This is a genomic window from Bacillus lumedeiriae (assembly GCF_044891285.1).
GTDB classification, from domain to species: domain Bacteria; phylum Bacillota; class Bacilli; order Bacillales; family Domibacillaceae; genus Pseudobacillus; species Pseudobacillus lumedeiriae.
In genome coordinates, this window is sequence record NZ_JAUIYO010000014.1 from 34817 (window position 1) to 47437 (window position 12621).

A 12621-nucleotide genomic window follows, 5' to 3' on the forward strand; every position below is an offset into this window, starting at 1 on the left:
AATGTTGAGTGCAGCAAAAAAAGTAGATATGCCCCAGGCTACTGCTTACAGTATTTTATTTGCCATCAGTTCTGGTCATTTCATTAATGACTCGATTCAATCAGTTGTTCCTGCCATGTTTCCGATTATTGAGCGATCCTTAGACTTATCTTATGCCCAGCTTGGCTGGATTGCTTTCGTCTTAAACATGACGTCTTCGATTATGCAGCCTGTCTTTGGAGCAGCCGCTGACCGAAAGCCGCAGCCGTACTTGCTTCCGGTTGGAATGCTGCTATCCATGTTAGGTGTAATCACTTTTGGTCTGTCGCCGAATTTTTACTTGCTGCTGTTTGCTGTTTTGTTTATCGGCTTAGGATCTGCTGTCTTTCACCCAGAAGGTTCTCGGGTGGCCTTTATGGCAGCGGGAAGCAAACGCGGGCTTGCTCAGTCAATCTATCAAATGGGCGGGAATGGCGGACAATCGCTTGCTCCGATTTTTACAGCCTTTATTTTCGTGCCGCTCGGTCAAAAAGGAGCATTATTGTTTGCAGCGGTTACAGCCGGCGGAGCTCTTTTATTGACGAAAGTCTCTGCCTGGTATAAGCAAAGACTGGCTAGCCAGTCTGAAAGAAAAAAGCGTCAGCATGCTGCGAAAACAGCCAAATTACATACGCGTATCAAATGGGCAATGGTTCTATTAATCTTTTTTGTATTTGCGCGTTCTTGGTATGCAGCTGCGATCACAAACTTTTATCAATTTTATTTAATTGAGGATTACGGACTATCGATTAAACATGCACAGTTATATTTATTTGTCTATTTAGCTGCTGGCGTGGCCGGAACGTTTTTCGGCGGACCGCTGGCTGATCGATTTGGCCGAAAGAATCTGCTCGTTTTTTCTATGCTGGGAGCCGCACCGCTCGCAGCGGTTCTTCCGTATGTACCGCTGGCCGCTGTTCTGCCGCTCTTTCTGTTAATCGGCTTTATTTTGCTATCAAGCTTTAGTGTATCGGTTGTATACGCACAAGAATTGCTTCCCGGAAAAATTGGAATGGCTTCTGGTTTGATCGTTGGTCTTGCCTTCGGAATGGGAGCAATCGGATCAGTCGTTTTTGGTGTATTAGCTGACAGTTTTAGTATAAAGTTTATTATGATTGTGGCTAGTTTCTTGCCGCTCCTCGGTATTAGCGCTCTTTGGCTTCCGGGAGATCGAAAAATCCGGGAAATGCAGGCGAAGTAACAGAAAAGAGGCCGCTCCATATGTGTTCATTATTTAATGACGTATGGAGCGGTTTTTTTCACTGCTTTTTTTAAATGGAGAGATTGATAGATATAGCGTGAAATAAAATTGACAAGCTATATCGAATTTTGTTATCTTGTGGATAAATAATATTCGTATTAGAAAACAACTTATGAGAATGCATATACAGTTTTTTAGTAAAGAGGAGATGACAGCATGGCGCAACTAGAGCTTAAATCCAAAGTTTTGTCCATTCTAGAAGATAAAATCCAATTAATTAAAAGGGATGAAGGCGCCATTTATTTAGTTGGACCGATTCGTCTTCCGGTGAATCTATACGGAGAAACAATTGTATTTCAATGGTATTGCTGGCTGCAATGTGATGAAGTAACAGAAGATTACGATCGGCTGATTGATAGTCTATCTTCTATGAATCTCGCTTCATTTCAACAATCAAGCGTTTTAGTATACGGGGATTTTCAAGGGGAAGAGGATGCAATGATCAGAATGCATTCGATCTGCCATACAGGAGATATATTTGGAAGTAAGCGATGTGATTGCGGCTATCAGCTGAAACAATCTATGAAGATGATTACACAACATGGAACAGGTGCCTTATTTTATTTAGCGAACCATGAAGGCAGAGGGATTGGCTTATTCAGCAAGGCGATGGCTTATATCCTTCAAGAAAACGGCTATGATACAGTGGATGCCAATATAGACCTTGGTTTTGTAGATGACTCCCGAAATTATGACGAAGCGATTGAGGTATTAAAAGCATTACGCTCAAAACCGGTGACACTTATAACGAACAATCCTAGAAAACTAGAAGCGTTGAAGAATGCTGGTCTGCCAGTATCCGGCAGAGTACCTTTATGGGGGGATACCTCTGAATTTAATGAGAACTATTTACAAACGAAAGTCAAGCGTTCCGGTCATTTAGAAGCGGAGAGAACGTATTCAAACGACTAGTTTTTTAAAGGAATTCCACTAAATATGTTTAAAGCTTATTTTTGAGAAAAAACCGATCAAAGATAAGCTTTTTTTGTTATTGATAAAAGATTAGATGCAGGAAGGGGAGAGTAAGATGAATAGGTCCACTTATCATACGGTTGTGATCGGGGCCGGACAAGCTGGATTGGCAATGGGGTATTATTTAAAGAAACTAGGAAAGTCCTTTATCATTTTAGATAAAAATGTGGAAGTGGGCACTGAATGGAGCAAGAGATACGACTCTTTAGTTTTATTTACACCAAGAATGTACAGTACTTTACCCGGCTTGATATTAAAAGGCGATCCACAAGGATTTCCGACAAAAGATGAAATAGCGAATTACCTGAAGGTATATGCAGAAAGTTTTCAGCTGCCTATTCAGCTGAAAACCGAGGTGACACGTGTTCAAAAGAAAGACAGCGCCTTTTACATTGAAACGAATTGGGGAGAATTCCAAGCCGCAAATGTAATTATTGCAACAGGTCCTTTTCAGAAGCCTAGGGTTCCTGATTTTGCGAATGTTTTATCACCCGATATTCTTCAACTGCATTCTTCTCAATATAAAAATCCAGCCCATCTCCAATCAGGAAATGTGTTAGTTGTCGGCGGGGGAAATAGCGGAGCGCAAATTGCTGTTGAACTGTCTCAAGAAAGGGAAACTTATTTATCAGTCAGTCAAAAAATAAAGTTTCTTCCATTGAAAATAGGAAACAAAAGCATTTTTTGGTGGTTTGATCAAGCGGGAATATTAAAAGCTTCCCATGATTCTTGGATTGGCCGAAAAATACAGGAAAAAGGAGATCCTATTTTCGGATCTGAATTAAAAAAAGCCATTCAAAATGGTCATATCATTCTTAAGAATAGAACTGTACATAGCCGTGAAACAGTCATTCATTTTGAAGATAAGTCTACTCTTAAAGTCCAAAATATTATTTGGGCCACTGGCTTTATATCTGATTACAGCTGGCTTAATATTGAAGGGGTGCTTAATAATATAGGAAAACCCATCCATCATAGAGGTCAGACAGAAATACCTGGTCTTTACTTTTTGGGCCTGCCTTGGCAGCATCGCCGCGGTTCCGCGCTTCTTCAAGGGGTAGGAGAGGATGCTCAGTCTATCATGCGGCATATTCAAACAAGAAGTTAAACTAAAAAAAATAAATAATAGCTAAAAAGCCGATCTTTCTTATGATAAGTAGAATCATCGGCTTTAGTTATTTACTTCCGCTGTCGAACCCGTTACTTCAACAAATGTATTATATCTATTACTACCGTTAATTTGACTTCTCCCACCCCTAAAGGGGCAAGCTCTACACCTTACGGTGAAACGAGTGGGATTCTTTATAAGAAGTGTGGTTAATTAACCCTTATTCTTAATGGACGAGCCAAGCGCCCTCTAGCTTGTAGGATACTTGTATCCAGCAAGTTACTTTTACGCAGAATGTTTAAAGCTCCATTTATGTCAGCATTGAATTTATATCCAGTTGATGTGCAGTATAGCCCACGTTTAATACGTTTTCCACTAAAACCATGCTTACTTTCATCGGTTGGATTCCAATTTGGCAGTTTATCGTTGTCGAAAAATGAAGCTTTGCTTGTATAGGATTCTTCTTGTTCTTTGTAAAAGATGCCATAACGCTCACAAAGATTCGATAGTTGTTCCCGAAGATTTCCAAAAGGAATTTGTGTAAATTGCTGATTGTTCTTTTTACCGATGTTGATATTACGTTTGAAATCTTCATTATAGCCAATGACTAGATTGCCTATTTTGTTTTCTAAACAGTAGTCAATGATGATTCTTGCACTCTTTTTGATGTAATCATTTACTTGATTATTACGTTTCAACGTTAATGAATCCATTCGTTTAGTGTATTTCAGCCCTTGCTTCATAGCGATAGATTGCAGTCTAGCTTTTTCTTTGTTGTACAAACGGTTCATTGATTTGAGTTTTTTTCCATCCACTAAAAAGGGTGCCCCGTCTATATCAACACAAGAAGCTAAATTACCAAGCCCAATGTCAATCGCTAACGCCTTGTTAAAATCTAATTCTTTTGTTTCAGCAGGTTGTTCATACACATATTGAATATGGAAAAACTGTCCGTTGTTACGAGGAACAATCCGAACCTCTTTAATTTTTTTACCCTCTAAACGTGAGGGGAAAGGAATCAAGATGTCTTTATGATTTGGATTCTCTTTCTTATAGGTATTTGAAACAGCTACACGAAAGAAGCCATCTCTAATATTAATGGCATTTGTAGAGAAAATGAGATTAAACAATCCATCTTTCTTTAAATAGCTAGGCATTTTAATATCTTGAAAACGATATTCACCTTTTTTAGCTTTTTTAATCAAATTAAAGAAGCTTTTAAAAGAACGGTCTACCACTTTCAAAATTTGTTGAGAAACCCCTGCTTGAAGTAATTTGTAGTTTTCATTCGTTTTAGAAACATGGTAGTTTGATTCATACTTTAAAAATGTTTTTTCTACAAAGTAATGTTGACGAATATTGTATAGTCCAACGTTGTATAGATTCTTTGCGTAGTGGCACATTTCTCTAAGTTGTTGAAATTGTTCTTTTGAAAGACCTCGTATTTGATTGCTTTGCGTAAGGTACATGTTTTCACCCCCTTCTTATTATATATTCACCATATAGCAAAGAATAGAGATATGCAATTGGTTTAGTGTACCTTTCGGTCAATTAAGATGGCAGAAGCCATCCCTTGACCGACCTCACTATCATCCCACGCCTAAAGGCGGGCTATGCCCTTGGTGGGTTTTCTCGTTCGGGAAAGCTATAATTGAAAGCAGAATGACACCCATTCCAATACTAAATATTTCAATATTCGTGGTTCCTTAAACCCCCATTAATTCATCAAAAAAGAGGAACAGTGAAGTTGACGTACTTATCCTGCCTGGCTTTCATCATTTCCTCTTTAAATTTTTCGGAATTAATAAGAGAAGCCCATTTACCCAATGAAGAGATTAGTGTATTCTTGTCCATGGGTGCGATCCTTTGTATTGGATTTGGAAAGAAATCACCTGTCTTTTCAGTATAAAGGATTTTTTTTGAGCTTAGAGAAAGTGGGAATTTTCAGATTCATTTAATTTGTCGTTGGCATAAACAACTTCATTCCTTTAATCCTTGAGGGTTAAATATTGAGCCAATGTCTTTGAGAAACCAATTTTTTAACAACCTCGTTACTATGAAAATAAAAAATGAAGATGGGAGCAAGCAAATGTACAGCTTTAAGGACGATTACAGCGAAGGCGCACATCCAAGAATATTGCAGGCTTTAGTGGAGTCTAACTTTGAACAAGAGGATGGCTATGGCAGAGATCAATTTACCCAAAAAGCCATTAACTTTTTAAAAGAAAGAATAGGGCGTGCTAATGTAGATGTTCATTTATTAGCTGGAGGAACACAAACAAATCTAACGGCGATTTCAGCTTTTCTAAGACCTCATGAGGCAGCTATAGCAGCAAGTACTGGTCACATACTCGGACATGAAACGGGAGCAATTGAAGCGACAGGTCATAAAATACTGTCGATTGAAACCGAAGATGGGAAGCTAACTCCTTCTCATGTGAAAGCTGCACTTGACGGACACCCGGACGAGCATATGGTAAAGCCCAAGCTGGTATACATATCTAATTCGACTGAAATAGGTACAATATATAGCAAGAGCGAGCTACAGCAGCTGCATCAATTCTGCCGTGAAAATAATCTCATATTGTATATGGATGGGGCAAGGCTCGGGTCAGCCCTCTGTTCAGAAGAAAACGACCTTACGTTAAGCGATCTTCCAGCACTTGTCGATGCTTTCTATATTGGCGGAACCAAGAATGGAGCACTTATTGGAGAGGCTTTAGTGATTTGTTGTGATTCTTTAAAGGTGGAGTTTCGCTACCATATTAAGCAAAAAGGCGGGCTTCTAGCAAAAGGAAGGCTTCTCGGTATTCAGTTTCTTGAATTATTCAGAGACAATCTCTTTTTTGATTTGGCCACGCATGCAAATAAGATGGCAGAAATGCTAAGAGAAGAAATGAACAATGCCAATATTTCATTCCTGACCCAATCACCGTCAAACCAACTATTTCCAATTCTGCCCAATGCACTTATTACCAAACTTCAAAGTAAGTATTCGTTTCATATTTGGGAAAAGGTTGATGCAGATCATTCGGCCATTCGCCTCGTAACATCATGGGCAACGAAAGAGGATGAGGTACTAGCTTTTATTGAGGAGTTTAAGAAAGGATCAAAAAATGATCAAGCTTATCTATAAAAGAACAGTTTAATTGAATATATGAAAAGCGTGTTTTGATCAATCTTTTTTCAAAACACGCTTTTTCTATTCATATTCTGTTTTTCGCGCCGCGGCTCTTTTAAACAAAGTTTCTCAATAATGCCATCACAACAACACCAAAGATCACGGTCAATAACAGGCTTTTTGTCCACAAGGCAATCAATAATGTCGGGATGAATGCGGCTGACACTTGCCAGTTAATCACCGGCAGCCCGCCGTCTCTACTTTCAATCATCCCTCCTATAATTAAGGCAGTAAAAATACAGATAGGAATAAATGAGAGCCATTTCATGACGGCATCTGGCAGCTGTAAATTACGGACAATGAGAAAGGGAACGACACGCGGAATCCATGTTACAATGGCACACCCGGCAAGGATAAGAAGAACAGTCATATTTGCGCTCATTTATCCATCACCACACCAATCGTAGCAACGAGTACCGTCGAGAAAATCACAGCCAGATCAACTGAAACGAAAGTTGAAAACATATACATAGAGGCAATCATTAGCAAAATGAGCGTAATATAGTGCTTTAATTTTGCAGCTTCTACACTTTCCAGCTGTGAAACGAGCAAGGCGATGAACATAGCGGTTAAAGCAAAATCCAAACCGAGTTTTTCTGGATTTGAAATCCACTTTCCAAGGATCGCTCCTGCAACACAAGAAGCGATCCATGTCGTGTAAGCAGTAATATTTAACCCATTCATCCAGCGGTCGTTTACGGGTTTGTTGTTAAAAATTCTTCCTGCAGCCACGCCGAAAGATTCATCTGTGACGAGCGTGCCGATCGCTGCATTTTTCCATAGTGAATATTTGGTAAAATGTGGAGCGAGTGTTGCACTTAAAAGAAGATGCCGTAAATTGACGATGAAAGTCGTAAAAATAATAGCCGATGCTGGGCTGTTGACTGCAAGCATCCCACAAATAATAAATTGAGCGGCACCGGCATAAACAAAAATCGACATGAACGCAACCTCTATAACAGACAAGCCAGAAGCCGCACCGATCATCCCGGCCGCAAATCCAATGCTTATGTATCCTAAAAGCGTCGGAATACAATCTTTTATTCCTCTTGAAAACGTTAATTTCTCCTCTATTGCTATTTCCATTCGTATCCCTCCTGTTGAATATTATATAATAGCTGGGAATTTATTTTAATAATAGTATATTAAAATATAATTCAACAGACGGACAGTGTTTTTTAAATAGGTTATCGCGACAGAAATCGACAGGCATGTATTAAATAAAGGAGAATCGTAATTATGTGTTAAAACAAGAATAGGACTCTTTGCAGGAGGAGTTGAAAATTTTGATAAACATATTAAAAGATGGTTAGGAGAATAAAATCAATTTTTGGAGTTAACTTCGATCTTTTTTAATGAACGAACGCATTCAATAAGACAATCAACGCTCAGAGCGATAATACCCTGAGCGTTTTTGTGTATTTTATAATAGGTTTTTTCAGTTCTTTCTTGTGTCCCTTTTTAAACAGATGGAAGTAAATAAAACACGGCGAAAAAGTGAGTGATGCTGCCGCCAAGAACAAACAAATGCCAGATCATATGGTGGTATTTAAATCCACGCCATACATAAAAAATGGCACCGAGTGTATATAAAATGCCGCCGGTGACTAAAAGAGCCAAACTGCGGGACGAAAGGTTTTGAACGAGAGTGTCCCACGCAAAAACGATGAGCCACCCCATTAGCACGTACAGAAGGGTAGAAGTGTTTAGAAACCGTTTCACAAAAAAGCATTTAAACACGGTTCCAAACACTGCGAGCCCCCAGACGATGCCGAACAAAGTCCAGCCAAGTGTCCCTTTTACTGCTAGAAACAGAAACGGAGTGTAAGTTCCTGCGATGAAAAAATAAATCGACGAGTGATCGAACACTTCAAAGATATTTTTGACTTTTCCTTCAGGAAAGCTGTGTACGAGTGTAGAGGATAAATAAAGAATGAGCATCGTTGATCCGAAAATCGTAAAACTTACCACATGCCAAGCCGTTCCGTATAACGAGGAGTAGACAATCAATAAAACAAGAGCAGCGATGCTCAGTAAAGCGCCCACGCCATGTGTGATGGAATTTGCAATTTCTTCCCCTTTTGAGAAGGTATGTGTATTTGCCATAAAAACTCTCCTTTAAGCCAATCTACGTTTAGTGTACCACACATCGGCGGATTTCTATCATTTTTGAATCTAAACAGGAAAATCTAGAAACCCTGGCATGAAAACTGCATCAACGGTATTGAATAACCTAAAAACGGGAGGATGAAGATCTCAATGGAAGCTGGGAAATGAAGATACGCTAAAGTATATGTATTCATTTTTGAATAGGTTAGTCATAACGGAATACTATTGAGTTGTCATTCTCCATCTATACAGCGAGAATCGATCATCAAAATGAACAGACAAAAAAGAGAGGGAGGTTTAAACATATGACAATCGCTAAAAGGCTGACGTTAACGATGCTCATTATTTTGTTCGTGATCTTTACTGCGACTATGATACTTACCTATATGAATACGAATGCTTCCATCGAACGGACGATTCGTATGCAGGGCATTCAGTCAGCGGAAAATGCAGCACAATTTATTAACTTGGAAAAGTATGAGGACTTTTTAAACGACTCTTCAGAAAGTAAAACGTACTGGACAATTCGTAATCAATTAAATCAAGTGAGAGAACATGTGGGGGCGATGTATCTTTACACGTTTACTGTTAAAGACGGGAAGACACATATGCTTATTGATGGGATGCACAAAGGAGGAGAGTTAGCCTCTGAAATCGGGGAAGAGTTAGCGATGCCGATGGAAGATATCACACCGGCTCTTCAAGGCGAAAATAGCTACACGGACATCATCAATGATGAGCAGTATGGAAAATATATGTCCATTATGATCCCTATTAAAAACAAAGAGGGCGACGTGATCAGCCTGTTAGGGATGGATATTTCAGCTAAACAAATTGATCAGATTCGGACAGATATTTTAAAGAGAAGCCTGCCATTGATCATCGGTTTATTCTTTATTGTCATTTTACTTGCCTGCATGATCGTGTACGTCTTTATTAATCGAACATTGACACCATTGGCTAGCATGAATCATGGATTGAATGAGCTTGCGGCGGGGCGCATCGGGCAGTCGCTTCAAAAAGTGGAAAAGATACATACGAATCGGGAAGATGAAATGAAACGATTTACGTTAAACTTTCAATCAGCTGTTTTCCAGCTGACGACTATGATTACCTCGATCCGTTCCTCATCGGATTTACTCACGAATGCGGCGGAACAGCTGACAAATGACAATCAGTCTGCCCAGCAGTCCAGTGAAAAAATTATTAAAAGCATTCATGAGATTGCCCGCGGCAGCGAGCGGCAAATGCAAAACAATGAAGAGGCTGTCAAGGCGATGGAAGGAACGACGGTCGGCGTTCAAAAAATAGCGGAATCGTCTTTTTCCATTGCAGAAGCGAGCAGCCACGTCACACAGCTCGTGGAAGAAAGCTATGTTCAAACTCATGCCGTCGTCTCTGAGATTGAAGAAGCTGCCCGATCTGTTCTCGCTACCAATAAAGAAGTGATAGAACTGGGCCGGATGTTTAAGGAAGTAGAGAAAATTGTAGGTGTGATTACGTCAATCACCGATCAAACGAACCTGCTTGCCTTGAATGCAGCCATTGAAGCAGCAAGAGCTGGAGAAGCAGGAAAAGGATTTGCGGTCGTGGCTGATGAAGTAAAAAAGCTGGCAGAGGAGTCAAAAGAATCGGCCGGCCAAATTTCCGATATGCTGAAGCGTTTTGAATGGGTGACGATTGAAGTCATAAAAAATACAGAAATAAGTACAAAGAAAGCAGAATCAAGTACAAAAGCGGTTTCAACAGTGGAAATTTTGCTGGGGAAAATTAAACAAGCTATGAATGAAGTCAATCAAGATATTCATGAAGTATCAGCGATCACACAAGAAATATCAGCAGGTACGGAGGAAGTGTTTGCTTCCATCGAACATGTCGCTCAAGTATCAAAAAACAACGTCAGCCAAACGCAGCAGGCTGTGTTTGCATCAGAAGAGCAGCGAAAATTAATGGAAAACATGAATCAGTCCGCTCAGGAATTAACAGAATTGTCTAAACAGCTCCATGCCGCTGTGCATCGATTTGCTTTATAATAGAGAATTCCTGAACTAGAGGGAGATTTTTCAGGGGATTGTCATGATTAATAAGAAAGAAAACGAATGTTGTAAGAAACTAGTAAGATCATTGTTTTAATATCCAAGTTATATCATGTACGTATCAATTGAAGACTATAGCAAGTTATGACGAAGGTGCTGAAAAGGCTGTCCCATAAGGGTTTCATCCTTATGGGACAGCTTTTTTCTCACCCCTTTAATCTATCGGACGGTGGATTAGTGTTTATAAGAAGAAAGCTTGATAGAGGTGATGATCAATGGTTCCATTGCAAAAATATTCAATTACGAGCATGGTCCTTTATATTTTTATTTATGCTATCTGGGTTTTCCTATGGCCGGAGATGAAGTTAGCTGGGGCGATTATAGGGATTATAGGTCCTTTTCTTACACTTATATTTATAGCTATCTCTTTACAAAGAATGAAAGAAAAAGAAGAGAAAACCTTTTGGATTATTGTATTTATTGGGTGTTTTAGTTATTTTATCGGTGAGTTAATATGGAGATATCGCGTGTTTTATTTGGGCATCGACGAGCCGCTTTTTGGATGGGGGGATTTATTTTATAATTTATTTGTATTGATATATAGCGTGGCTGTTTTTTACAAAGTATACATACAACGGAAAGAATACAGTACGATTCAAGTGTTTTTTGACTCGCTGATTATGATGACCGTATTAACAACCATTAGTTGGGTTTATTTCTTAGGACCGTTATTTTCTAATACGACAAACTCAACGTTCGATGTGGTCATTTCATTAAGTTATCCAGTGGCTGTTTTCGGTATATTATTCGGTGTTATTTTGCTTTTTCTCACTTCTATGGCATTCTTTTCGCCTGTTTTACTAATCTTAAACACTATAGGCATCACTTTTTATATCATTGCAGAAACTTATTATGTATATCAGTCTATCTATCACACGTATAATGGCCACTTTACAAGCTTAACCATAGTGTGGAACAGCTGCCTTTTGTTAATAGGCCTTTCTAGTTTTTTTAGTACAAAGGTCAACAGTATTCCTAGAAAAGAAACTAACTTACCAAAATTCTTTTATATTGGTCAAACGACGTTGCCCCTTTTAAGTTTAAGCATCCTATTTTTTCTTGCATTGATCAAAAAAGAAGCCATCTTAAGTTATTTTATCGGTGGAGCCGCTCTTCTGTTTTTAATTGTCATTCGGCAGGTCATTACCATTTTTGAAAATAAAACCTTAGTTCGTAAGCTCAAAGACAGAACAGAAGAACTAGAGGTGACACAGCTTGAATTGATGGAGTTAAAAAATGCCGCAGAGGAACAAAGCTGGTTAAAAACAAAAATTGCTGAAGTGGCTACTATGTATTCTGGAATAAGTAATTTGGATACGTTAGCACAGCTTTTTATGACAAAGGTCACCCTTATGGCAGGTGCAAGTTATGGCGTCTTCTATATAAAGAAAGGCAAAGGAAATACAGAAAGGTTTCAGAAGCTTGCTGCTTATGCTTATAACCATCAGGCAGTTGGTGAGGAGAGCTTTCGTTTAGGGGAAGGGCTCGTTGGACAGTGTGCAGTAGAGAATCGAATCCTTTCGCTCGATCAAGTTCCTAGAGATTATATAGAAATTACTTCTGGCCTTGGCTCGGCGCCGCCAGCGAATGTGCTGATCATTCCGGTAGAGTGTGAGGGCGAGGTATTGGCTGTTATTGAATTAGCATCATTGCAGTCGTTTAGTGACCTAGAAGAAAAGCTGTTAAAAGAGGTAATGGAGAATCTAGGTATCAACATAAAAAGTATTTTAGGAAATATGCAGGTAGAAAAGCTGCTTCAAGAATCACAGGCTTTAACAGAAGAACTGCAGAGCCAAGCTGAAGAGCTTCAATCGCAGCAAGAAGAGCTGCGAATAATGAATGACAGGCTTATGCTAGGAAAGCATTGCTAGAAGAT

At 39.2% G+C, this 12621-nt stretch carries 10 protein-coding genes; 6 read left to right on the forward strand and 4 right to left on the reverse strand.

Annotated features, from left to right (window positions below; translation table 11 throughout):
• Position 1 precedes the first annotated feature (1 nt).
• The 3 genes from QYG89_RS13865 to QYG89_RS13875 all read left to right on the forward strand — a co-directional run bounded on the left by QYG89_RS13865 (position 2) and on the right by QYG89_RS13875 (position 3359).
• On the forward strand, positions 2 to 1219 hold the full coding sequence (locus QYG89_RS13865) for an MFS transporter (RefSeq protein WP_404318306.1): 1218 nt from the start codon (positions 2 to 4) through the stop codon (positions 1217 to 1219).
• A 216-nt stretch (positions 1220 to 1435) separates the two neighbouring features.
• Positions 1436 to 2191 carry a GTP cyclohydrolase II gene (locus QYG89_RS13870; RefSeq protein ID WP_404318308.1) on the forward strand — a complete coding sequence of 252 codons (756 nt, stop codon included), beginning with the start codon at positions 1436 to 1438 and terminating at the stop codon, positions 2189 to 2191.
• Positions 2192 to 2306: 115 nt separating this feature from the next.
• Complete coding sequence (locus QYG89_RS13875; RefSeq protein ID WP_404318310.1) at positions 2307 to 3359, forward strand: flavin-containing monooxygenase; 1053 nt, start codon at positions 2307 to 2309, stop codon at positions 3357 to 3359.
• Positions 3360 to 3568: 209 nt separating this feature from the next.
• Here the strand turns inward: QYG89_RS13875 and QYG89_RS13880 are convergent, their stop codons facing one another.
• Positions 3569 to 4828 (reverse strand): RNA-guided endonuclease InsQ/TnpB family protein, encoded by a 1260-nt coding sequence (locus tag QYG89_RS13880; protein WP_404318312.1) that lies wholly within the window; start codon positions 4826 to 4828, stop codon positions 3569 to 3571.
• A gap of 620 nt (positions 4829 to 5448) precedes the next feature.
• Between QYG89_RS13880 and QYG89_RS13885 the strand changes: the two genes are divergently transcribed.
• Positions 5449 to 6495, forward strand: a complete 1047-nt coding sequence (locus QYG89_RS13885) for a threonine aldolase family protein (RefSeq protein WP_404318353.1) — start codon at positions 5449 to 5451, stop codon at positions 6493 to 6495.
• A 100-nt stretch (positions 6496 to 6595) separates the two neighbouring features.
• Here the strand turns inward: QYG89_RS13885 and QYG89_RS13890 are convergent, their stop codons facing one another.
• From QYG89_RS13890 to trhA, 3 genes are all read right to left on the reverse strand, one after another.
• Positions 6596 to 6922 carry an AzlD domain-containing protein gene (locus QYG89_RS13890; protein ID WP_404318314.1) on the reverse strand — a complete coding sequence of 109 codons (327 nt, stop codon included), beginning with the start codon at positions 6920 to 6922 and terminating at the stop codon, positions 6596 to 6598.
• Entirely contained in the window at positions 6919 to 7626 is a 708-nt protein-coding gene (locus QYG89_RS13895) for an AzlC family ABC transporter permease (RefSeq protein WP_404318316.1), read from the reverse strand. Before QYG89_RS13895 ends, QYG89_RS13890 begins: the two co-directional genes overlap by 4 nt.
• Positions 7627 to 8001: 375 nt before the next feature.
• A complete protein-coding gene (gene trhA / locus QYG89_RS13900) occupies positions 8002 to 8646 on the reverse strand; it encodes a PAQR family membrane homeostasis protein TrhA (RefSeq protein WP_404318318.1) in 645 nt (214 codons plus the stop codon).
• Positions 8647 to 10112: 1466 nt separating this feature from the next.
• Here trhA and QYG89_RS13905 point away from each other — a divergent pair.
• On the forward strand, positions 10113 to 10682 hold the full coding sequence (locus QYG89_RS13905; RefSeq protein WP_404318355.1) for a methyl-accepting chemotaxis protein: 570 nt from the start codon (positions 10113 to 10115) through the stop codon (positions 10680 to 10682).
• A 278-nt stretch (positions 10683 to 10960) separates the two neighbouring features.
• Entirely contained in the window at positions 10961 to 12616 is a 1656-nt protein-coding gene (locus QYG89_RS13910; RefSeq protein WP_404318320.1) for a GAF domain-containing protein, read from the forward strand.
• Positions 12617 to 12621: the final 5 nt, after the last annotated feature.